16 protein-coding genes are annotated in these 25,624 nt (G+C 34.1%); 2 read left to right on the top strand and 14 right to left on the bottom strand.

Annotated elements, in window-relative coordinates; genetic code table 11:
• Positions 1-4: 4 nt before the first annotated feature.
• A complete protein-coding gene (locus DK508_RS08125) occupies positions 5-1,789 on the top strand; it encodes a hypothetical protein (protein ID WP_160114606.1) in 1,785 nt (594 codons plus the stop codon).
• A 6-nt stretch (positions 1,790-1,795) separates the two neighbouring features.
• On the opposite strand, the gene DK508_RS08120 is transcribed toward DK508_RS08125, so the two are convergent.
• The 10 genes from DK508_RS08120 to DK508_RS08075 all read right to left on the bottom strand — a co-directional run bounded on the left by DK508_RS08120 (position 1,796) and on the right by DK508_RS08075 (position 20,046).
• On the bottom strand, positions 1,796-2,914 hold the full coding sequence (locus DK508_RS08120) for an MFS transporter (RefSeq protein ID WP_370443837.1): 1,119 nt from the start codon (positions 2,912-2,914) through the stop codon (positions 1,796-1,798).
• A gap of 69 nt (positions 2,915-2,983) precedes the next feature.
• The gene (locus DK508_RS08115) at positions 2,984-3,787 is read right to left on the bottom strand and encodes a sugar-binding protein (protein WP_109300241.1); all 804 of its coding nucleotides are present in this window, start codon (positions 3,785-3,787) and stop codon (positions 2,984-2,986) included.
• A 138-nt stretch (positions 3,788-3,925) separates the two neighbouring features.
• Positions 3,926-6,208: a starch-binding protein gene (locus tag DK508_RS08110; protein WP_109300240.1), complete on the bottom strand. Its 2,283-nt coding sequence runs from the start codon at positions 6,206-6,208 to the stop codon at positions 3,926-3,928.
• A gap of 744 nt (positions 6,209-6,952) precedes the next feature.
• Entirely contained in the window at positions 6,953-8,764 is a 1,812-nt protein-coding gene (locus DK508_RS08105) for an acyl-CoA dehydrogenase family protein (protein ID WP_109300239.1), read from the bottom strand.
• Between the two features lie 28 nt (positions 8,765-8,792).
• Entirely contained in the window at positions 8,793-9,983 is a 1,191-nt protein-coding gene (locus DK508_RS08100) for an acetyl-CoA C-acyltransferase (RefSeq protein WP_109300238.1), read from the bottom strand.
• 23 nt (positions 9,984-10,006) lie between these two features.
• Complete coding sequence (locus tag DK508_RS08095; protein ID WP_109300237.1) at positions 10,007-12,412, bottom strand: 3-hydroxyacyl-CoA dehydrogenase/enoyl-CoA hydratase family protein; 2,406 nt, start codon at positions 12,410-12,412, stop codon at positions 10,007-10,009.
• A 25-nt stretch (positions 12,413-12,437) separates the two neighbouring features.
• Positions 12,438-12,890: a MarR family winged helix-turn-helix transcriptional regulator gene (locus tag DK508_RS08090; protein ID WP_109300236.1), complete on the bottom strand. Its 453-nt coding sequence runs from the start codon at positions 12,888-12,890 to the stop codon at positions 12,438-12,440.
• A gap of 193 nt (positions 12,891-13,083) precedes the next feature.
• Positions 13,084-14,856: a long-chain fatty acid--CoA ligase gene (locus DK508_RS08085; RefSeq protein WP_109300235.1), complete on the bottom strand. Its 1,773-nt coding sequence runs from the start codon at positions 14,854-14,856 to the stop codon at positions 13,084-13,086.
• Between the two features lie 179 nt (positions 14,857-15,035).
• Positions 15,036-18,716 carry a phosphoribosylformylglycinamidine synthase gene (gene purL / locus DK508_RS08080; RefSeq protein WP_109300234.1) on the bottom strand — a complete coding sequence of 1,227 codons (3,681 nt, stop codon included), beginning with the start codon at positions 18,714-18,716 and terminating at the stop codon, positions 15,036-15,038.
• A 112-nt stretch (positions 18,717-18,828) separates the two neighbouring features.
• Positions 18,829-20,046 carry an RsmB/NOP family class I SAM-dependent RNA methyltransferase gene (locus DK508_RS08075; RefSeq protein WP_109300233.1) on the bottom strand — a complete coding sequence of 406 codons (1,218 nt, stop codon included), beginning with the start codon at positions 20,044-20,046 and terminating at the stop codon, positions 18,829-18,831.
• Positions 20,047-20,120: 74 nt separating this feature from the next.
• Here DK508_RS08075 and DK508_RS08070 point away from each other — a divergent pair, with 74 nt between their 5' ends.
• Positions 20,121-21,185 carry an oxidoreductase gene (locus tag DK508_RS08070; protein ID WP_109300232.1) on the top strand — a complete coding sequence of 355 codons (1,065 nt, stop codon included), beginning with the start codon at positions 20,121-20,123 and terminating at the stop codon, positions 21,183-21,185.
• 45 nt (positions 21,186-21,230) lie between these two features.
• Here the strand turns inward: DK508_RS08070 and DK508_RS08065 are convergent, their stop codons facing one another.
• From DK508_RS08065 to DK508_RS08050, 4 genes are all read right to left on the bottom strand, one after another.
• Positions 21,231-21,683, bottom strand: coding sequence for a sensor of ECF-type sigma factor (locus DK508_RS08065; protein WP_160114605.1), 453 nt, complete (start codon positions 21,681-21,683; stop codon positions 21,231-21,233).
• Positions 21,684-21,712: 29 nt separating this feature from the next.
• Entirely contained in the window at positions 21,713-22,246 is a 534-nt protein-coding gene (locus DK508_RS08060) for a hypothetical protein (protein WP_109300230.1), read from the bottom strand.
• Positions 22,247-22,277: 31 nt separating this feature from the next.
• A complete protein-coding gene (locus DK508_RS08055) occupies positions 22,278-22,826 on the bottom strand; it encodes an RNA polymerase sigma factor (protein ID WP_109300229.1) in 549 nt (182 codons plus the stop codon).
• 955 nt (positions 22,827-23,781) lie between these two features.
• Positions 23,782-25,605, bottom strand: coding sequence for an ABC transporter ATP-binding protein (locus tag DK508_RS08050; RefSeq protein WP_109300228.1), 1,824 nt, complete (start codon positions 25,603-25,605; stop codon positions 23,782-23,784).
• Positions 25,606-25,624: the final 19 nt, after the last annotated feature.

Raw genomic sequence — 25,624 nt, 5'->3', positions numbered from 1 at the left:
ATTAGTGAAAATTAAACTTTTATCAATACTACTTTTATTTACTGTATCGCTGAGTGCACAACATCAATCTGTGTTAAAAACTAATGAAGATGTAGTGGGATATTATAAAATACCCCAAGAAGAGGTTTTTATACATTATAATACATCATTGTTATTTGCAGGAGAGTACTTGTATTACAGGCTGTATTGTATTAATGCAAATAGCAGATCTCTTAGTAACATTAGTAAAATAGCATATGTAAGTCTAATTAATGAGAAAGGTAAAACCGTGTTTAAACATAAGATTGCTCTCGAAAACGGAGTGGGGCAAGGTGATTTTTTTGTTCCCGTTGCTATTCCGTCAGGTAATTACAAATTAGTAGGATATACCCAATGGATGCTTAATGTAGAAGATACTTATTTTTTTCACGGAGATATTAGTGTCGTAAATCCTTACCAATCTAATCAAAAAGTTATTGTTTCTGGCGAATCACATATCGATTCCCTTATACAAATATCAAACAATAGTAAGAATCCTGTAGCCTTTGTATACGATAAACAAGAAACTAAAGAAAGTGATGAAATTATACTCGATGCTACAACCTATAAGAAAAGATCCCCGGTAAGATTAACACTCAATAATATGAAATTGGAAGAGGGTAATTATTCAATTTCTATTAGAAAAAAGGATAAATTTAAAAAGGCTACCGTTCCTACGGCCAAAACTTATTCTACGATCTTTAATAAAAAAGGAAATAAAAGAATAAAATCAAAAGGATCATTGATCTACCTTCCAGAAATGCGTGGTGAATTGATTTACGGAAAAATTATTTCAAAAGATTCTTCTATTCCTGTTTCAGAAGTTAAAATAGGGAGTTCTATCGACGGAAATACAAGTGATGTACAAATAGTTTCAACCAATGCAAAAGGGGGGTTTATAATAAATCTTCATAAACGATATCATGATAAGAAAGTGCGAATAGAAGTCTTGGGAGAACAAAAAGAAAATTATACTATTCTTTTAGAAGACATGCCAAAAATCAATTTTTCTAAAATGAAATTCTATTCTTTTGAAATTAATACGGCATTAAAGGATGAAATTCTAGAACGAAGTATTTTTAATCAGATAGATAATAGTTTTTATAATTTGAAACCAGATACTATTCAAACTCCCAAAACTATGTCTTCTTTTTACGGCAATGATTATGAGAATTATGATTTGGATGACTATACCAGATTTGCAACCGTAAAAGAAACGATTATTGAAATTGTCGAAGGTGTAGGGATACGAAAAACGAAGGAAAAAGGTGAAGTGTTTACTGTACAAGGAAACTATTCTATAAAAAACAATAATAATTTTTTACCATTGGTATTAGTTGATGGTATAATTGTTCAGGATCATGGCAAAGTGATTAATTTTGATGCTAGAAAAATTAAGAATATTGGTTTTATTAGAAACAAGTACTATTTAGGAACCAAAATATTTGATGGGGTTTTAATCGTAAATTCTGTAAGTAAAGGATTCGTTACAAATTTGAAAGGCCCTTATGGTACTAGTTATGAGTTATCTCGACCTCGATCAACAAAGAAATATTTTAAACAAGTTTATAAAGATGAAAATAAATATAACCGCATTCCAGATTATAGAAACCAATTATTTTGGGAACCCAAAGTGGTTTTAAAAAATGAAGTAGACCAAACTTACGAGTTTTTTACATCAGATGTAGCGGGGGATTACGAAATATCTATACAGGGATTTACTAATATAGGTTCTTCAGTCTCTATAGGTAAGACTTTTAGAGTAGAATAATAGCAATTATTTTCGCAATGCATATAACCCAAAAGCAGGGCCGATTACTAGAAATAAATATAATAATGTATGATCAATCTTTTCGAGTAAAAATGATAATAATTGAATGCTAATAATAGTAACAGCAAAGCCTATTGAATTCGTTATTGTCAAAGCGGTTCCTCTTAATTCTGGCGGAGATGAAGCCGCTACCATAGTCGAAAATTGTGGCGAATCTGAAATAACTAACATCCCCCAAATACATAAGGCAACAATAAAAAATTGAGGTTGTAATTGAAAAAGTAAAGGAGAGGTAATACAAAATATTCCAGATACCAGTAATGAGTTATAGGCTACTTTTCTACTACCGAGTCTTAAAGAAATTAAACCTCCTAGTATGCAAGAAATAACACCAATACCTATTACAATAAATGACCAAAAAGCAATTTGTATTTGTATACCATGGAGCTTGGCATACGTTTTAAGAATTATTGGGATAAACCCCCAAAAAGCATAAAGTTCCCACATGTGACCAAAATAACCAAAGGCTGCTTTTCTAAAACTAGGAATACTAAACAATTGAGTTACAATCCCTAGTTGTAATTTTGAAACGGGTCGTCTAAAAGGGCCATCAGGAACAAAAAGCCACATGCTTAACCCACCTATTGCTGCTAAAACAGAAGTACTAATAATTACAGCTCTATAATCACTGCTCCAGGATAATTCATTAATTAAATGTGGAAAAGCTGTACCCAATACTAGTGCTCCTACTAGATAACCAAGAGCTCTTCCTAAGCCTCCCTTGTAATAATCTGATGCTATTTTCATTCCTATAGGGTATATTCCAGCAAGAAAAAAACCGGTACCAAAACGTGCGGTTAATAAATTGAAAACCGTAATATTCGGAATTAAAATAAGCAAGTTACAAATAGCTCCCAAAAAAGCACAAATCATAAATATTCTAGATGGAGAAAATCGATCTGCAAGAGTTAATAAAGCGAACGTAAGTGTGCCGGCTATAAACCCAAATTGTACAAACGATAGCAAATAACCCAAAATATTAAATTCTACATTAAATTGAGTAGCAAGATCATCAATAACAGCATTACCGGCGAACCACAATGAGGTACAGAAAAACTGCGAAATAATAATTACAGGAAGTATGTAAAATTTTGGTTTCAGAGTAATGGTGTATTTGATTGCGAATATAAAAGTTTATTCCCGTAGTATTATGGTTCCAAAAATATCTGCATTGATCCAACCTTGGTTTTTATCTTCTCCAGGAACAAAAACAGAACCAATGAAGTTTTCTCGTTCTTTACTACCGTCGTTATCATTATAAGCAAGAGCAAAACCAATTTTTTGATCTTTAGTGAGTACTACAGGATCATTAATTTCACCTTCTTTATAGGTGTCATCATACACTATGATTTCAAACTCCCATACAGAAACATCATTTTTGGTTACTCTTTTTGTAGTTACATGATTATTATAAAGTAAAGGTTTTTGATCTTCACCTAGATCTACCACATTACCATCTAATGCTACATGATACGCAAAAGCATTATTGTTATATTGATGACCTCCCCCGGAGTTATCTGCATCTATAAAAATTTCTACGCAATCATCATCCCACCAAAGTGTTAGGGGATCTTTGTTTTGATCATATAAAATATTATCCTTTATTTCTACCAAAAGATATAATGCCTCAGGTGTCCATACCATTTTATATCGCCCAAAAAAATCATTGAATTCGTACGGTGAGCCAAGCCATTTTTGGTCCAAACCATGCCATATTACTTGATTCCAAATAGGATCGTTCATATCTCCATCAAGTTTAGGAACGATAGTTGCTTTTTTTACTTCTCTTATCTGATGATCAACCTTAGAATTAAGATCTGAAACATTTGTTGTTGATTCTGTATGCGCTAAAGGTTTCTTTTCAACATCTTTTACTTCATTCTTACAGCCAAAAGTTAATAGTAGGGTTAGAATAAAAGGAATAAGTGATTGATTCATAGGTCGGATTATGTGCTTAATTTCTTATAAAAGTAATAAACAAAATTTAAAAAAAGCGGTTGCTACTTATAAATAAGTAACAACCGCATACCCTTCTAACAGAATAATCACTGAAAGTGAAAAAAAGGGAAAATTTAATTATTGTTTAATAGCCTTTAACTGACCTATAGTACTTCCTTCTAGTTTTATAGTATAAAAATAGATTCCTGATTGTTTTATTGAATCACTATTAATATCAATAATTTGATTCCCTGCCTTAACTGTTTTGCTGTACAAAGTTTTTGATTGCCCCAAAATGTTTGAAACGGTTATTTCTAACAGTCCATTATCTTGGGTAGTCAAATACAGTTTAGTTTGATTTGTAATTGGATTTGGAGAAAGAATTGCCTCGCCAAGAGTATGGTCTGTTTTGCCATCGTTATCAACCGAAGCAATTGCACTTCTAGATGGACAACCTGTGGGGCAATTATTAGACCATGTTCCTGTTCTTTTTCCGTTTTGTGAACCCGTAACACTATACCAACCATTGGTACCTCTAGTTAGATCAACCGTTTGTTGTCCGCTTCCGTTGTTAAATACAACTCCAATATCATTTGGATTAATACCATTTGGTATCGTAAATGTTTCTCTACACCAAGATGTGCCACTAAGGTTATTCATTCTTTGACCTGGCCAATCTGATGTACCAGATAAAGTACTATTCGTGCTTTTATTGTACACATATACATTTGTAAGATTGCCCCAGCCACCACCGGGTTTTCTGAAGTTTAGAGTAACATTATTAGAGGTTGTAGATCCACTACAATTACTCGGGCAGGTGTTTGACCAACTGTTACCTCTGTACCATCCAGTTGTGCTACGAGGTAAATTATCGGTTTGATTATTACCATCATTAAAGATTACTCTGATATTATTTGCAGTTGTTCCGGCTTGTGGAGTTACCGTGTATGAATACCAATTTGTGCCTGCTATATTTGTCATGGACTGCCCAGGCCATCCTGAGGTTCCAGGTAAAGTTGCATTAGCATTAGCATCAAAGAAATATGCGTTAATATTATTACCCCAGCCATTAGGTTTGAAGAAATTAACTGTAAACGGAGCAACTGTTTCTCCACCACCGGTGGTATCTCCTCCTTGGGTCCATACGGCATAGTCTGTACCCGAAGTTCTTAGTGTCCAACCGCTTCCATTTGGAGACCAGTTACCGTTTCCTAATTTCATAGCAATGGTGCCATCTCTACCATCGATATAAGCGGCGTACAGATTATTACGAGCTTCGGCTATATTAATAGATGAACCAGAGAAAACTCTAACATCTTTTCTAATTGCAATAAGATCTTTGATAGCATTCCTAACTCCTAATCCTGTATCGAAGAAATGTGTCCAGAAAACCATGGGATTTCCTGGATGTGTTAAAATGTAGGCATACCCTTTTCGAAGATTTGTTTCTCCTCCAGGAAAAACATAATCAGGTCCACAACATTGTTGCGCAGCTCCCGTATCATGATTATCCAAAAATGTAACAGATTTCGTTGGGTTTATTCCGATCATTCCCGATGGTCGGCCTTGGCCATCTCTTAAATAAGAAAGATTATTATCTCTTATGGCATTTTGTAGGCTTACTTTGGTGTTAAAATCAAAAGCAGACGATGATCCTTGTGTTCGGTTCACAAAATTATTTGTTTGTACACGACTGCTTTCTAGTAATTCTCCAACAGCAAAATATGGGCTTGTGGCATCATTATATTCTTTATTATAAATAGGATCATAGCCATGTACAAAATCATATCTCCATCCATCAAAACCGATGTCATTTTTTAAGAAACGCATCCATGTAATAAGTTCTTGTCTAACCGCAGGGTTTTTATGATCTAAGTCTCTAGCCGCTGCAAAACCGCCACTTGAACCGTCTGATTTTAAACTGGTGCCAGGTACAAAATCACCATTAATACTAAATTCTACAGGACCATTTACAAAATTCCTTCCTTCATCATCCGCAGTGATATAAAATGTTGGCCATGCCGGATTGGTAAAAGTAACAGCATCATTGGTACCTACTCGATGATTGATTACGATATCACTAATTACTTTCATCCCTAAACTGTGATATTGATTAATCAGATTGATTAACTGATTTTGAGTTCCGTAGGCACTATTTAGGTTGTTAATTTCTCTTGGTAAATATCCTTGTGGTGCTGCAGAATTACTTGGTGGCGGCATCCATATTAAATCAATGCCTGCATCATTGATGGCATTTCTGCTTTGTGATACCACGTTATACCAGGTTTGTCCTGCTGGTTGGTTTTGTACATTCCAGTCGAAAGCCTGAAACAATACATCTTCATCTTGTGCTGTGCTAAGAAAGGGGAGGGTAAACAGCAAGAACAGTACTAAAATTGATTTTACATTTTTTCGTTTCATTTTTGCAATTTTTAAGTTTAATTCGGTGATAATTTTGGTGATAAATAAGAGTTCGTGTTAACTAGTAGAAAATAATATCTGCTAATTATACTGCAGGAATATTTTTTGGAAATAATATCTGAATAACAAGGTTATTATATATCTATAGGTTACAGAAAATGGGGTAACAAGTTGATATGTAATATTGAAAAGCCTTTAGATATACGAATAAAGAATATGTTTCGCACTTTTTAAGGAGTAAAGGAAACAATTAATCCTCTAATTAGAGAATGATTTTTTCTTGATATTAGATCTAAAAAATAAAAAAGAGTATTACTTTATCAAATTAAGAAGGGATCTCTATATGATATGATAAAAGTAGCTCAAACAAATTTCCGGTTTTCGTAGGAAAGTCAATGAATTTCATAATTAGTAATTTTTTGTTTGTAAAAGTGTTTCTTGTGTTAAATTTTCACTAAGTTATTACGAAATATTCAATTGGAAAGAGTTCCTGGACTACTACAACGTTTTCGTGTTGATAAATTATCATTATTTTTCTTAAAAGAGCGTGAAATAACAATATAAATGGTTGTATTTGAGATTTATATAGTATTCTTATACAGAAACTGAGGAATAAATAGTTCCATTGTTAGAATAACCAAAATAAAAAACCCGCCTTTTACCCAATATGAAAAGGCGGGTTTTTAAATCAAAATTAAACAACTCCCTAGTTTAGTGCCATAGGGAGGGCAATATGACTTATAATTATCCTAAGAAATATCCATTTTCTTCGGCAATTTTGTCTGCAATTTTAGTTCTTAACGCTACAACATTAGGTTGATTAGTATATTTGGTAAAACGTTTAAGACCCATAAGCATCATTCTTTGTTCATCACCTTCGGCAAAAGAAACGATAGCTTCTTTTCCTTTTTTGATAGCGATATCTACGGCATTATAAAGATATAGCTGAGTCATTGCAATTTGAATTTCTTGAGTATCTTCACCAAAACGTTTTGCGTTTTTCTCTGTACGTAGTATAGTAGATTCAGCCATATAGATTTCGATTAGAATATCTGAAGCAGCCATTAATAACTGTTGGTGCTCTTCTAATTTAGGACCAAATTTTTGAACAGCAGATCCAGCAACCATTAAGAATACTTTCTTAAGCTTAGCAAGAATTTCTTTTTCTTCTGCAAATAATGTAGAATAATCAGGAGTATCAAAAGAAGGGATACCTGTTAATTCATCGGCAACTTTCATCGCAGGACCTAAAAGATCAACATGACCTTTCATTGCTTTTTTAACAAGCATACCTACTGCCAACATACGGTTAATTTCATTAGTACCTTCATAAATACGAGAAATACGAGCATCTCTCCAAGCAGATTCCATAGGAGTATCTGCAGAGAATCCCATACCTCCAAATATTTGCAAACCTTCATCGGCGGTACTTTGAACATCTTCAGAAACTGCTACTTTAAGAATAGAACACTCGATAGCATATTCTTCTACACCTTTTAACTCTGCTTCTTGATGTGTGTTTCCTTCTGCTTGACGGATAGAAATTCTATCTTCAATATTTTTTGCTGCTCTATACGAAGCAGATTCTCCTGCATATGTACTTGTAGCCATTTCAGCAATTTTGGACTTAATAGCTCCAAAATTCATAATTGGTGTCTTAAACTGGATACGCTCATTTGCATATTTTGTAGCTTCACCAATCACTCTACGTTGTGCATCCAAACAAGCTGCGGCTAATTTGATACGACCAACGTTAAGGGCATTCATTGCAATTTTAAAACCGTTACCTCTTTCAGATAACATGTTTTCTACCGGTACTTTGGTGTCACTAAAAAATACTTGGCGAGTAGAAGAAGAGTGAATACCTAATTTCTTTTCTTCGTCTCCAAGTGTAATCCCATTTGATGGATCATGCTCTACAATAAATCCAGTAATGTTTTTATCATCTTCAATTCGAGCAAAAACAATCATTACATTACAGAATCCTGCATTTGAGATCCACATTTTCTGACCAGAAATTAAATAGTGCTTTCCATCATCAGATAATACAGCTTTGGTTTTTCCTGAATTTGCGTCAGATCCCGCACCTGGCTCGGTCAAACAATATGCTCCCATCCATTCACCAGTAGCTAGTTTAGAAACATACTTTTTCTTTTGCTCTTCATTTCCGTATAAAGAAATTGGCATGGTACCAATACCTGTATGTGCTCCAAAAGCAGTACTAAATGACCCTGTAGCTCCAGATATATAATCACATACTAGCATGGTAGAGACAAACCCCATTCCTAATCCATCATAATCTTCAGGAACAGAAACTCCCAAAAGACCTAGCTCACCGGCTTTTTTCATACACTGCTCTGTGTATGCGTAATCTTTCGATTCAAATTTTTCCCAATGTGCCCATAGTTCGCGATCTACGAATTCTCTTGCGCTATCACGCATCATCTTTTGCTCCTCAGAAAAATCTTCTGGAGTAAATACATCTTCAGCTTTGGTCTCTTTAACAAGGAATTGTCCTCCTCTAAGAATATCTTTATTTACAGTTTCAGTACTCATCTTATTAGTGTTATTTTCTTTTATCTTTTTAGTTCAAAAATTCATAGATACCAGCGGCACCTTGTCCAGTTCCTACGCACATAGTAACCATACCATACTTTCCTTTCATATCGCGCTTACGCATTTCATCAAACAATTGTACAGATAGTTTAGCGCCAGTACACCCTAGTGGATGACCTAGAGCAATTGCTCCACCGTTAACATTTACGATATCTTGATTTAATCCAAGTTCTCTCATCACAGCAAGTGATTGAGAAGCAAAAGCTTCATTAAGCTCTATTAACTCAATATCTTCTTGTTTTAAGCCAGCTTGTTTTAATGCTTTAGGAATTGCTTTTACGGGACCAATACCCATAATTCTAGGTTCTACACCTGCGGCGGCATAGTTTACCATTCTTGCAATTGGCTCAAGATTTAATTCTTTTACCATCTCTTCGCTCATTACCATTACAAATGCAGCACCATCACTCATTTGAGAGGAGTTACCAGCAGTAACACTACCGCCAGCAGCAAAAACAGGACGAAGTTTACCAAGAACTTCTTTACTAGTTCCAGCACGTGGGCCTTCATCTTTGGTTACGGTATAAGATTTTGTGGCTTTTTTACCGTTAGCATCAACATAAACCTGGTCAACAGTAATAGGTACGATCTGATCCTGAAAACGATTTTCGGCTTGTGCTTTTAAAGCTTTCATATGTGAGTTATAAGCAAATTCATCTTGATCTGCTCTAGATACTTTAAACTGGTCGGCAACTGCTTCTGCAGTATTACCCATTCCCCAGTAATAATCGGCATGACCAGAATTTGCTAAGTCATAATTAAGTTCTGTTTTATAACCAGTCATAGGAACAGAACTCATACTTTCTGCTCCTCCAGCAATAATACAATCTGCCATTCCGGCTTGTATTTTTGCTGCTGCAATACCGATAGTTTCGATTCCTGAGGAACAAAATCTATTTACAGTTACTCCAGGGACATCAATAGAATCTAAACCCATAAGTGAGATAAGACGTGCCATATTAAGTCCTTGAGACCCTTCTGGCATTGCATTACCTACAATTACATCATCGATACGAGCTTTGTCTAATTGAGGTAACTCTGTCATCATATGCTGAATAGTCTCTGCAGCAAGCTCATCTGTTCTTTTAAATCTGAACACTCCGCGAGGCGCTTTTCCTACGGCTGTTCTATATGCTTTTACTATATATGCTGTTTTCATTTCTTTTTTTCTTTTTCGGTGTTCTAGTTTCTAAGAGGTTTTCCTTTCTTTAGCATATGCTCGATACGCTCAAGAGTCTTACGTTCTGAACATAAAGACAAGAAAGCTTCACGTTCTAGGTCAAGTAAATATTGCTCTGTTACCAAGGTTGGTTCGGATAAATCACCACCAGCCATTACATATCCAAGCTTATTTGCTATTTTATGATCATGCTCTGAGATGTATCTACTTGCTTCCATAGAATCTGTACCTACTAAGAACATTCCTAGTGCTTGTTTTCCTAGCACTTTAATATCTTTACGACGTGGAGGTTGTGTATATCCTTGCTCTGCCATTAATTTTGCATGAGCTTTGGCTGTAGCGATTTGTCGATCTTTATTTACAACTACAATATCTTTTCCTTTCTGTAAAAGATTAGTATCAAAAGCTTCATAAGCAGAAGTAGATACTTTTGCCATACCAATAGTTAAGAAGTGTTCTTGAAGTACGTTAAGCTCTACATCATCTTTCTTAAAAAGATCAGCAGCTCTTAATGCCATTTCTTTTGATCCACCACCACCAGGAATCACACCAACACCAAACTCTACAAGTCCCATGTATGTTTCTGCGGCAGCAACTACTTTATCAGCATGAAGCGAAATTTCACATCCACCTCCTAGAGCCATTCCATGCGGAGCAACTACTGTTGGAATACCTGAGTAGCGCATACGCATCATAGAATCCTGGAAGTATTTTATTGCCATGTTCAGCTCATCATATTCTTGCTCAACAGCCATCATAAATATCATACCAATATTTGCTCCTACCGAGAAATTGGCTGCTTGATTACCAACTACTAATCCTTGGAAATCTTTTTCGGCAATGTCTATTGCTTTGTTTAAGCCAGCGAGAACATCTCCCCCAATAGTGTTCATCTTACTCTGAAATTCTACATTAAGAATTCCATCACCAAGATCTTCTACAACAACACCACTGTTTTTAAATACCTCAGCAGATTTACGAATATTATCTAGAATAATAAATGAATCCTGACCTGGTATTTTTTCTTGTTTCTTGGTTGGTATATCATAGAAATACGAAGCTCCTTCTTTTACGGTATAAAATGATGTATTTCCAGAGGCAATCATATCATTTACCCAAGCTGCTGGTTCATAACCTTCAGCTTTCATCATTTCGATACCTTTTTCAACACCTACAGCATCCCAAATCTGGAAAGGGCCATGTTCCCATCCAAACCCAGCTTTCATAGCATCATCAATTTTATATAAATCATCAGTTATTTCTGGAATACGGTTAGATACGTATGCGAATAGCGCAGAAAGATTTTTACGATAAAATTCTCCTGCCTTATCTTTACCAGAAACTAAAACTTTAAAACGATCAATAACTTTATCAATAGTTTTGGTCATTTCTAAAGTTGCAAATGAAGCTCTTTTCTTCTCTCTATATTCTAATGAATCAAGATCCAAAGAAAGAATTTCTCTTTTCCCATCTGCGGTTACGTTCTTTTTATAAAAACCTTGTTTTGATTTACTTCCTAACCACTTGTTTTCCATCATTGTATTGATGAAACCAGGTAGTTTAAATAATTCATGACGCTCATCATCAGGACAATTATCGGCAATACCATTTGCTACATGAACCAAAGTATCAAGTCCAACAACATCTACAGTTCTAAATGTAGCAGATTTAGGACGACCAATTACGGGTCCGGTTAACTTATCTACTTCTTCAATAGTTAATCCCATATCTTGTACCATATGGAATAAACTCATAATACTGAAAATACCAATTCTGTTACCTATAAAAGCAGGAGTATCTTTGGCAACTACTGAAGTTTTGCCAAGAAATTGTTCTCCGTAACCATTAAGAAAATCTAATACTTCTTTAGATGTATTAGGTCCAGGTATAATTTCAAATAATTTTAGATATCGTGCAGGATTGAAGAAGTGTGTTCCGCAGAAATGTTTCTGGAAATCTTCGCTTCTTCCTTCATTCATAAATTTTATAGGGATTCCAGATGTATTAGAGGTAATTAAAGTACCTGGAGTTCTATGTTTTTCTAAGTTTTCAAAAACTAGTTTTTTAATATCAAGTCTTTCTACTACAACCTCAATAATCCAATCTACATCTGCAACTTTTGCAATATCATCCTCAAGGTTTCCTGTGGTAATACGATTTGCAAATTTTTGACTGTAAATAGGAGAGGGCTTGGATTTAAGAGCAGCGGTAAGAGAATCATTCACTAACCGATTACGGACTACTTTATCTTCCAAAGTAAGACCTTTTGCTTTTTCTTTGTCGTTTAGTTCTCTTGGAACGATGTCTAATAAAAGCACTTCTGCACCAATATTAGCAAAATGACATGCAATACCGGATCCCATGATTCCTGAACCGACAACTGCAACTTTTTTAATGACTCTTTTCATTTTTTAACTTCGGGTTGTTAAGATATTATTGTATAGATTCTTTTTTCGTGTAAATTTTCTTAGATGAAATTAGATCGTTTATGAGTTGAAATACTTCTAAAAAAGTATCTAATTTTTCTTTTGGGATATGTTTTTTTACAGTATTATCAAATGTAAAAACAACTTCCTTAGAAAAATTTCTCATTTCTACGCCAAAAGGTGTTAGGTAGATCAAAACACCACGTCCGTCTTGAGGATTCTTTTTTCGGAAAATGAGTCCTTTTTCTTCCATGGTTTTTAAAGTACGTGATAAACTAGTCGCTTCCATGCCCATCTTGGGGCCTAATGAAGTGGATGGAGTACCATTTTCGGGATCTATGCTTAAAAGCGCAAACCCAGTGGCCATCGTACTTCCCTTCTTGCTTGCTTCCTCGTTATACATTTTGGCAACAGCCATCCATGTGGCGCGAAGAGCGTAATCAATTGTTTTTTCCCTCATTCAAAAATTATTGTGAATGTAAAGGTAAGAAAAATTTATTATGCACGCATAATAAATAAGATAAAAATTTAAGAAAAGATGAAGTAATTTACATTTTTTTGCTGAATTAATAAAAAAACTCCCCATAAAATGAGGAGTTTACTGATTTACAGTTAAGCTTATGCATGATTAATAATGTAATCAGTGAATTGAATTAGCCATAAATTTTGGAGTATAATTCAGTATATTTCTGTTTTATTATTTTTCTTCTTAGTTTCATGGTAGGAGTAAGGTGACCTGCATCAATGCTCCATTCGTCAGGAGTAAGTTCGAATTTTTTAACTCGTTCCCATTTTCCAAATTTTTCATTGTGCTCATCGATTTCTTCTTGATATCGATCAATTACGGTTTGATTAGCAATAATTTCATTAAACGAATCACCTACAGTAAGTCCTTTACGCTCTGCCCAATCTTTTAAAAATTCAAAATTTGGTTGAATAAAAGCCGCGGGCATTTTCTCTCCTTCGCCAATAACCATAATTTGTTCAATAAAACGAGATTGTTTCATTGCATTTTCAATTAATTGAGGAGCGACATACTTACCACCAGAGGTTTTAAACATTTCTTTCTTACGATCTGTAATTCGTAAAAACCCTTCATTGTCTATTTCACCAATGTCTCCTGTATGAAAATATCCACCTTTTAAAGCTTCATTTGTTTTCTCTTCATCTTTATAATACCCTTGCATTACTTGAGGGCCTTTTATTAAGATTTCTCCATCTTCGGCAATTTTAACTTCGGTGTTTGGTAATATTCTTCCAACAGAACCAATCTTAAAACCTTTATTTCTAGTATCATTTACAGAAATTACAGGAGATGTTTCGGTCAAACCATATCCTTCCATTACGGCAAGTCCGGCAGCATTAAATATTCTTGCCAATCTTGGTTGTAATGCGGCACTACCCGAAGCAATCACCTTAATGTTTCCACCTAGAGCTTCTTGCCATTTACTGAAAATTAATTTTCTCGCTATACCTAGTTTCTTTTCATACCACCAGCCGTTGGCACCATAAGGCTCATATTTTAAACCTAGTTCTACTGCCCAAAAGAATAGTTTCTTTTTAACACCAGTAAGATCTGCTCCTTTGGCGATGATTTTATCATATACCTTTTCGAGTAATCTTGGCACTGCGGTCATTACCTCAGGCTTTACCTCTTTAAGATTATCACTAATAGTCTCTAGAGACTCTGCGAAATAAATAGAGGCACCAAGGTATTGATAAAAATACATGGTCATTCGCTCATAAATATGACAAACAGGTAAAAAACTTAATGCTTTTGTTGTTCCTTCGGTAAGCGGAAATCGAGTAGAACTGGCAAGGGCATTGCTTACAATATTTCTGTGACTAAGCATTACTCCTTTGGGTCTTCCTGTAGTCCCTGAAGTATATATTAAAGTAGCAAGATCATCTTCTTTTACAGAAGCCATAATTTTTTCTACCTCTTCTTGAGTGCTGTTATCTTTTCCTAGTTCTAGTACGTCATTCCAACTTTTACAACCTTCTATGTCATTAAAAGAATATACTTCTTTTAATGAAGGTATATTACCTTTAATGTTTTTTACTTTTTGAAAGACTTCCTCGTCGGAGACAAAACAATATACAGATTCTGAGTGATTTAAAACATACTCGTAATCATCTTGAGATATCGTTGGATATATAGGTACATCTTGAGCACCTATCTGAAGAACACCAATATCGGTTATATTCCATTCGGTCCTGTTATTAGTTGATATAATCGCTATTTTGTCATTGGGTTGTACTCCTAATTTAAGTAAACCACGACTTATCTGGTTTGCCTTTTCTACATAATCTGCAGAAGATGTTGCAACCCATTTACCATCATATTTAGTAACTAAAGCTTTGTCTAAATTGAATTTTTTTAGTTGATAGTGAGGGAAATCAAAAAGTCTAGTAATTGTTGTCATATGTTGTTTTATAATATTTCTAGTAGTTCTTTGGTTTCAAAAAACTACTATGCGTGCATAGTTTTGCAAATTATAAAAAATCCGGTAATACACAACTGTAATATATAAAAAAAGGAGCTGTAATTTGACAACTCCTTAATTTTTTATTGTTTTTGTTGATATATTAATCTCTATTTCTTTTAAAAATTAGAGTTATCTGTGTTTTCTAACCATTTTCTTGCATTTACAAAAGCTTCAATCCATGGCGATACTTCATCATGTCGTCCTTGAGGATAATTTGCCCAATTCCATTGAAAAATAGAGCGTTCGATATGCGGCATCATTACCAAATGACGACCAGTTTTATCTGCCATCATAGCAACATTATAGTCAGATCCATTAGGATTAGAAGGATATGCTTCATAACCGTATTTAGCAACAATATGATATTGATCTTCGGATAATGGTAAATTGAACTTTCCTTCACCATGAGAAATCCAGACACCTAATGTGCTTCCGGCAAGAGTAGATAGCATTACAGAGTTGTTATCTTGTACAGTGACCGAAGTAAAGGCACTTTCGTGCTTATTTGATTCATTATGTACTAACTTACCATGTGTTTTGTGATCAGGGTTTATAACTTCTAACTCCATAAATAATTGACAACCATTACAAATCCCGACAGATAAGGTGTCTTCTCTTTTAAAGAAGTTTTTTAATGCAGTATTTGCCTTCTCATTATATAAGAATGCTCCTGCCCAACCTTTTGCAGATCCCAATACATCGCTATTTGAGAACCCTCCAACAGCTCCTATAAAATGAATGTCTTCTAAGGTTTCCCGTCCAGAGATAAGATCTGTCATGTGTACATCTTTTACATCAAAACCTGCCAAATACATGGCATTAGCCATTTCACGTTCAGAATTACTTCCTTTTTCTCTAATGATCGCTGCTTTGGGTCTAGGTTTAGATGCATCTACAATAGGTTTTCGACCCATAAAATGTATCGGAAAAGAATACTGTAACGGTTGTGAGGTATAATTTTCGAATCGGGCAGTGGCCAAATTATTGGCAGTTTGCTTTTGATCCAAAAGGTAAGATGTTCTGTACCATATATTTCTTAGCGACTCAATATCCAAATCAAAAGTATCACTTCCGTTTGTAATGTGTACCGAAGTCCCTTCTTGAGCTTTCCCAATATTGAAGAATTCAATACCATGCTCAGAAAGTACTGTTTCGATATTTGAATTAGGAGCACTTTGAAATACTATTCCTGAGTTTTCGGCAAATAAAAGTTTTACAGAATCAGACTCTCCAATGCTCGTTAAATCAAGTTTTGCGCTTAGATTCACATCTGCAAAACAAAGTTCTAGTAAAGTAGTAATTAATCCACCAGAGGCTATATCATGACCAGCAACAATTTTATTTTCACGAATTAAATCTTGAATAACGTTAAAAGTATTCTTAAAACTTGAAGCATTATTGATACTTGGTGCTTGAGTACCAATTTTGTTATGTATTTGAGCAAAAGAAGAACCTCCTAATTGATGCTTATCCTGAGACATATTAATGTAATAAATATCTCCACCATATTTCTTTAATACTGGCTCAACAACTTTGTTGATATCGTTACAATTAGCAGCAGCAGATATAATTACTGTTCCTGGAGCTATAACTTCTTCATTAGGATATTTTTGCTTCATAGATAAAGAATCTTTACCCGTGGGAACATTTATACCAAGATCGATAGCAAAATCCGAAATAGCCTTAACAGCTTTATACAAACGGGCATCTTCTCCTTCATTTTTACAAGGCCACATCCAATTGGCCGATAAAGAAATCGATTGTAAATTATCCTTAAGCGGTGCCCAAATAATATTGGTCAACGCCTCGGCTATAGAGTTTTTACTTCCTGCTTCTGGATTAATTAAGCCAGAAATAGGGGAGTGTCCGATAGAAGTTGCGATTCCTTCTGTAGAATTATAATCTAAGGCCATCACACCACAATTATTTAATGGTAGTTGTAATGGTCCAGCACATTGTTGCTTTGCGACTTTCCCTCCAACACAACGATCAACTTTATTTGTTAACCAGTCTTTGCATGCAACAGATTCTAGTTGTAATACTTGAGATAGATAAGCTTCAAAATTATTTACGTCATAATTGATGTCGGTATAATTTCTTGTTATCGTTTGATCATTCATTATGGTTTTAGGAGAGCTGCCAAACATATCTTCTAGAGCCAAATCCATAGGAGTATCTCCTTTGATTTTGGATGTAAAGGTAAATCGATTATCACCAGTTACATCACCTACTTGATACATAGGTGATCGTTCACGTTCTGCAATACGCTCCAATGTTTCGATATCTTTTTGACCAATAACTAATCCCATTCTTTCTTGAGATTCGTTTCCGATAATTTCTTTTGCAGATAGGGTAGGATCCCCTACAGGTAATTTATCTAGATCTATTTTACCACCTGTTTCTTCAACAAGTTCTGACAAACAATTCAAATGTCCTCCTGCACCATGATCATGAATAGATACGATTGTGTTTTCTTCGCTTTCTATCATTCCGCGGATGGCATTTGCAGCACGTTTTTGCATTTCGGGATTAGAACGTTGAATAGCATTTAATTCTATACCACTACTAAATTCTCCTGTATCTGCAGAGGATACTGCTGCACCACCCATACCAATACGATAGTTTTCACCACCTAAAATAACGATTTTATCACCGGTTTTGGGCTCATCTTTTAAGGCTTGATTGGCTTTACCATATCCTATTCCTCCGGCTTGCATAATTACTTTATCAAAACCGAGTTTACGGGCGTTTTCCTCATGTTCAAAGGTAAGTACAGAACCTGTAATTAAAGGCTGTCCAAATTTGTTACCAAAATCAGAAGCTCCATTTGATGCTTTGATCAAAATATCCATGGGAGTTTGATAGAGCCATTTTCTTTCGTGCATTGCCTGCTCCCAAGGTCTATTTTCTTCCAGTCTAGAATACGAAGTCATGTATACAGCTGTTCCCGCAAGTGGCAGAGAGCCTTTTCCTCCGGCAAGGCGATCTCTAATTTCTCCTCCAGAACCTGTAGCAGCCCCATTAAATGGTTCTACCGTGGTAGGAAAATTATGTGTTTCAGCTTTAATCGAAATTACACTGTCAAATTCTTTCTCTTCGTAAAAATCTGGTTTATCTGCAGTTTTTGGAGCAAACTGCGTTACTTTAGGTCCTTTAATAAAAGCAACATTGTCTTTATAAGCAGAAACAATATCGTTTGGATGCGTTTCTGAAGTTTTCTTTATTAATTTAAACAATGAAGAAGGTTGTTCTACATCGTCAATAATAAAGGTTCCGTTAAATATTTTATGACGGCAATGCTCAGAGTTTACTTGAGAAAATCCAAAAACTTCAGAATCAGTAAGTTTTCGCCCTATTTTATTACTAACATTTTCGAGATATGCAATTTCTTCATCATTTAGTGCTAAGCCCTCACTACTATTATACGCTGCAATATCTTCAATTTCTAAAATAGATTCTGGTTCGACATCAATAGTATATATATTTTGATCTAAACCATTATACTTTTGAGAAAGCATAGGGTCAAAATCCGTATATGTTTCAGAGATTGCCTTAAATTCTTCAATTCGTATAATTCCTTGGACTCCCATATTTTGGGTAATCTCTACGGCATTAGTACTCCAAGGAGTAATCATAGCGGCACGTGGACCAACAAAAAAAGCGTCAATAGACGCCGATGTTACCTTAGGTTGGTTGCCAAATAACCATATGAGTTTTTTAATATTTTCAGGAGAGATTTCACTGCTGGTTTGAACTGCAAATACTTTCTCGTTTGGGTTTCCGAAGAAATGAATCATACTTCGATTATTTGTGTTGTTTTTTATTAAGCTGCAAATTTACTACTTTATATGTAAATTACTATATAAAATAGAGAATCAATAGTTGAGTTATTCACTAGTTTTTGAACAATTAAGAATCAGCTTTACGCTCTAGTAATGCCATATAGAAACCGTCATAACCAGATTGATGTGATAGTATTTTTTTATCCTTTACTAATGTAAAATCTTTACCTGCTTCTTTTGCTAAGAAGTTATTAACCTGATCCTGATTTTCTGATGGTAAAATAGAACAAGTAGCATATACTAACTTACCACCGGCCTTAACCATTTTTGAATAGCTCTCTAGTATTTCAGACTGTGTTTGTTTTATTTTGTCAAGAAACTCTGGTTGTAATTTCCACTTAGCATCTGGATTTCTACTCAAAACACCTAATCCACTACAAGGAGCATCGATTAATACGCGATCAGCTTTACCGTATAATTTTTTAATATCTTTTGTACTTTCTATAGGTCTGGGTTCGATATTATGTGCTCCCGCTCTTCGGGCTCTTCTTTTAAGCTCCTTAAGTTTGTTTGCATAAATATCCATCGCTATAATTTGACCTTTATTTTGCATTAAAGCAGCCAAATGAAGCGTTTTTCCGCCTGCACCGGCACAAGTATCTACTACACGTTGCCCAGGTTGTACATCAAGAAAATCGGCTACTAATTGAGACGAGGCATCCTGTACTTCAAAAAAACCACTTTTAAAAGCTTCGGTACTAAATACATTTGTTCTTTCAACTAATTTTAAAGCATCGGTGTACCCTTTGATAAATTCGGTATCGATATCCTCATCCTCAAGTACACTTCTTAGCTTATCCCTTGATATCTTTAGTGTATTTACTCTAAGGATTACTGGGGCTTGTTGATTAAGCGCACTGATTTCGGGCTCCCACTTTTTTCCTATTTCTTTTTCACCCAATTGATCCATCCAGTCGGGAATAGATTCTCTATATTTTCTTATTTTGCTTAATTCATCAAAGCGACCTTTGATACGACGGGTAGGAGTAGGGACAATTTGTTTCCAATCGGGTAATGGTATACCTCTTAGTGTAGCCCATACCGCAAAAATTCGCCATAGATTTTCTCTAGAAAACGGTTCTCTTACTTCTGCAATTTCGGCATAAAGTCTTTTCCATCTTACGATTTCATATACCGTTTCTGCAACAAAACTTCTATCGCGCGAACCCCATCTTTTATCTCTCTTAAGAAGCTTTTGTACAACTTTATCTGCATAAGCACCTTCATTGAATATTTCATGTAGTCCATCAATTACAGCAAAGACAAGATTTCTATGTAAACGCATCGTATTTTTTTTAAGGTTTGCAAAGGTAGACCTTTGTTGTCAAATACCGTTATATTTGGGTAAAATTATTGAGAATGAGACTATTTATTTTAGTATTACTTGCTTGTTTTTTATCTTTTTGTGGTGAAAAAAGCAAAAGTGTAACACATAATTTTTCTGAGGTCGATATACAGATACTTGTTGAAGATTCTATTAGTGTTAGAGCTATAGACATATATAAGGACTCATTAATTGGTTTTGGATATAATAAGGGATATGGTTTTTTGAATCTAAAGAATGATGATGTGGTGTTTCATGAATTTAAGGTGACCGATTCTGCTCAAAATGTTGATAATTGGATTACCGAACAACGGGCTGTAACTTTTTCTGATCGGGCATTTTATAGTCTAAGTATAGGTTCCCCGGCACGATTAAGAAAGATTGATATAAAAGATAAGACAGAGAAAATAGTATATAAAGAGATTCATGAGAAAGTGTTTTATGATGCTATAGCTTTTTGGAATGATAAAGAAGGAATTGCTATGGGTGATCCTACAAATGGTTGTTTATCCATTATTATAACAAGAGATGGGGGAGAAACATGGCAAAAAACACCGTGTACAAATCTTCCGGCTACAGTTATGAGAGAAGCGGCTTTTGCGGCCAGTAATGGTAATATTAGTATTGTTGATGAGCATACCTGGATTATTTCTGGGGGTATGAAATCTAGGGTGTTTTATTCTCCTGATAAAGGAAAAACGTGGCAGGTTTTTGATACGCCTATCATACAAGGCACTGCTACAACAGGAGGATATTCTTTGCAATTTTATGATGAAAGTAATGGAGTTATTTTTGGAGGAGATTATACACAACCCGAAAATAACAAAGGAAATAAAGCCATAACAAAGGATGGTGGAAGAACATGGCAATTAATTGCAGATCAAAAAGAACCTGGTTATAAAAGTTGTGTGCGTTATATTCCAAACAGTGGAGGTCATGAGATGGTTGCCGTTGGTTTTACAGGGATATCAATTTCAAATAATGGGGGAGTGCTTTGGAAAGAACTCAGCAAAGAGAGTTTTTATACGCTACGATTTATTAATGATAGCACCGCTATTGCCGCTGGTAAGAATAGAATAGCTAAATTGACCTTTAAATAAAAAAGAGAGCATAACGCTCTCTTTTAATTTTTTTGTAGAAATCTGTTAATTCTTATTTCTCCGTCGTTCTCGAATTTTATCAAGTATACGTTTGTTAAAATCATTTTCGGCCTTAATAAGTCTTAGAATCTTTTTATTAGGTAAAATTTGCTTAAGGTCTTTTATTAGTTTTTTACGAGTAGTAGATTTTTGTTCTTCTACTTCAAGATATTGATCCAAAAAATCTCCTGCTTGTTTGTCGCTTAAACCAACGGCTCCATTATGGGCTTCTTTTACATTTTTTATTAATCGACGCCCTGTAGATTTAAGTTTACCTACAGTTTGTTCATGTGCGTTATAAATGGGCCAAAATTCTTGAGCTTCCTTGCTTGTTAGGTTTAATTGCTCGGTGATATAGGCTATTTTAAAAGCTTTCATTCTTTCTCGAGGGCCATTCTTTTGAGCAAAGGAAGCAAACGATAAGCAAATTAAACAAATAAGTAATATGTTCTTTTTCATGTTTCTATTTCAATGTTTACTGTGGTCAATTAATCCACAAATATAATCTCATCTTCTATATTATCCTCTTCGGATAAATATTCTAATAAATCGTCATCATCTACTAACTCATCCTCAAAGGTTTCTGTGTAGTTATGTTCTTCTCCTAATAACGAAGCCATCTCTTGATCACTTAACTCTATATTTCCGTCATCAAAATACGTTTGTATATCGGCAATATCGATATCGTCAAAATTTATTTTTGATTCTGTATTTATAGATAACGAAATAATAATAGCGATCATTGCTGCGATACCAGAAACAAATAAGATATTTCGTTTAGAAAACAAGGCAATAACCTTACTTTTGGGTTGTACACCAATAGTTTTTTGTAATATCTCTTCTTCTACCGCATCAAAGTAACCTTTGGGAACTTTATCTCCTGTGCTTTTTAGGGTATCTAATATTGATTCTTCACTATTTTCTGAAGATATGGCTTGCGAAAGCTTCTCTTCGAAAGAAGTAAAGTAATCCTCTGGTACTTTAAAACCACCTTTGTCGTTATGTAACTTATCTTTTTTCACTATATATATGACTGTCTAAAAGTAAAAAGGTTTAGTTAGTTTTTAAAAATTCTTCTATTTTTTTTGTAGCAAGATGATACGAAGCCTTTAAAGCTCCCTCACTAGTTTCCAAAATTTCTGAAATTTCTCTATATTTTAATTCTTGAAAATATTTCATATTAAATACTAATTGCTGCTTTTGAGGTAATGTCGCTATGGCGTTTTGAAGCTTCTTTTGTATTTCATCTCCTTCGTAATAAATATCTGCTTCAAGATTTTGTATGAGTTGTTGACTGAGTTCTTCATTACTAATATTGTATTTTTTAGCTTTTTGATTTAAAAAAGTGATGGATTCATTGGTAGCTATACGATATAGCCATGAATATAGTTTACTATCACCTTTAAAGTTTTTAATACTCTTGTATACTTTAATAAAGACATTTTGTAGCACATCATCAGCATCGTCATGATTTTTAACCATATTACGTATATGCCAGTATAGACGTTGTTTGTACAAACGCACTAATTGGGTAAAGGCTGCATTAATATCCTTATCGGATTGCAGAGAAATGAGTAGGTGTTCTTCCTCTTTACTATTCAATGATATAATTCTTTTTTGATTAGGAATATGATCTGTTCTAATCTGTTAGACTAATGTACATAAAAAAGGTTTAAAATAAATATGAAAATAAATATGAAAATAAACTAAACCATTATTAATTGTAGGAATTTGTAAGAATAAATGTTAAAAATGATGATTATTTACTAATTTTATAGATAAAATACACTTTTTGTTTGGAGAACTGAAAAATTGTAGTATCTTTACAGAGTAATAATGAATTAACGCTTTCATTTCCCCCAAGATGAAAGCACTTTAATAAGAGTGAGTTTTAATTTTAGAGTAAGCCCCTAAATTAAGATGATTTGTGTGAAGAGAAAGAGTGCGACAGCACTCTTTTTTCATTTCATATATTTTGAAATGAAATACCAATTTGTAAGATTAAGATTACAAAAAGAGTTAATTTTTAACAAATGAAACGTTAAAATGTGTTTTTTTTAGATAAAATACACTTTTTGTTTGGAGAATTAAATTATTGTAGTATCTTTACAGAGTAATAATGAATTAACACTTTCATTTCCCCCAAGATGAAAGTACCTTAATAAGAGTGAGTTTTAATTTTAGAGTAAGCCCCTAAATTAAGATGATTTGTGTGAAGAGAAAGAGTGCGACAGCACTCTTTTTTCATTTATAGAGGTTTTAAGTTCTTTATGTTATGTAGGAATTAAATTACAATTATGTTATTGTAATGAATTATAAAAACGTTAAAATGTGTTTTTTATAGATAAAAAGCAATTTTTATTTGGAGAATACAAAATATATTGTATCTTTACAGAGTAATAATGAATTAACGCTTTCATTTTCCCCAAGGTGAAAGAATTTAATAAGAGTGAGTTTTAATTTTAGAATAAGCCCCTAAATTAAGATGATTTGTGTGAAGAGAAAGAGTGCGACAGCACTCTTTTTTCATTTTAAATATTTGGTAATCAATTAGTTTTTAATCAAAGGATTGCATGTTTACCAATTTTTGGTACACACCATTTTTAGAAATGAGTTCGTCGTGAGTTCCTTTTTCAACAATTTCACCTTTTTGCATTACAACGATTAAATCCGAATTTTGTATTGTAGATAACCTATGGGCAATCACTATACTAGTTCTATTTTTCATCATATTTTCTAAAGCCGATTGTACTAATCGTTCACTTTCGGTGTCTAGGGCAGAGGTAGCCTCATCTAATATCATTATAGGCGGGTTTTTTAGTACCGCTCTGGCAATAGATAAACGTTGTTTTTGACCACCACTAAGTTTATTACCGCTATCTCCAATATTAGTTTCTATACCTTTGGGTAAGTCTTTTACAAACTCCCAAGCATTGGCTACTTTAAGAGCATCAAGGATTTCTTCGTCTGATGCATGTTCATTACCTACTAATAAATTGTTTTTGATGCTATCGTTAAACAATATAGAATCTTGAGTTACTAATCCCATCATACCTCTAAGAGATGTTTTGGTAACATCTCGTATATCTGTATTGTCTATTTTAATAGCGCCTTCATTTACGTCATAAAAACGTGTAACCAAATTCGCTATAGTAGATTTACCACTTCCAGATTGCCCAACTAGGGCTACTGAATTACCTTTGGGTACTTGTAAAGTAAAATTGCGCAACACATAATCGTCTTCATATTTAAAAGAAATGTTATCGATATTAATGTTGCTTGTGAATTCTTTTATGTCTTTTGCTCCTGGTTTATCCTGTAAAGGCGAAGGCATGTTTAATATTTCTAATACACGCTCTGCAGCGGCATTACCTCTTTTTACCCCATAACTAGCTTTTGATATTGCTTTAGCCGGAGTTAATATATTATAGGCTAATCCCATGTATACAATAAAAAGCCCTGGATCTAGAGTTTTTTCTACCAATACCATTTGTCCTCCATACCATAATAATATAGCTATAACCGTAATACCCAAAAATTCACTGGTAGGAGAGGCTAGATTTTGCCTATTTAGTAGGGTATTAGAAAAGTTGTAAAAGCGAGCGGTAGAATCTTTGAACTTATTGCCAAATATTTTTTCGGCGTTAAACCCCTTGATTACTTTTAACCCTCCTAGAGTTTCTTCTACAATAGATAAAAAATACCCTTGTTCTTTTTGCACCTTATCCGAGTGTTTTTTTAGTTTTTTTCCTACTAGTGAAATTAAAAACCCCGACACCGGTATAAATACAAAGACAAATAAAGTAAGCTTAGGACTAATTAAGAGCATCGCAAAAATGGTAAATAAAATCATTAATGGTTCTCTTACAATCAGTTCTAGTATGGATAAGAAAGAATGCTGTATTTCTAGAACATCTGTAGAAATTCTGGCAATGGTATCTCCTTTTCTTTTTTCGGAAAAGAAAGAGAGCGGAAGCTCTACTGTTTTTTTGTATAATTCGTTACGTATGTCTTTTAAAACACCATTTCTTAAGAATGTAATAAAATACATAGCTAGGTAACTAAAGATATTTTTTAGAAAAAACATGCTGATCACCAAGACTACCATAAAAATAAGTACATCCTCATTACCTTGTTCTGCTTTTTGAGTTACAAAATGATTTAAATAATTTTCGGCGTATTCTCTAACTTTAAGTATACCTTCCCATTTGGGTTGTTCTGATACCCTTTTGGTTTTATCAAATAAAACATTAAGCATAGGAAATAAAGATACCATCGCTAGGGTACCAAATAATGCATAAAAAATATTAGAAATAATATTTAGGATAGCATATATCCTATATGGTTTCGCAAAGCGAAGAATTTGTTTAAAGTAATTCATTAATGATTATATACAGAAA

Source organism: Aquimarina sp. AU474 (genome assembly GCF_900312815.1).
In the GTDB taxonomy this organism is placed as follows: domain Bacteria; phylum Bacteroidota; class Bacteroidia; order Flavobacteriales; family Flavobacteriaceae; genus Aquimarina.
Note: the sequence above shows the minus strand (reverse complement) of the source record. Positions and strands in the feature narration are given on the sequence as shown.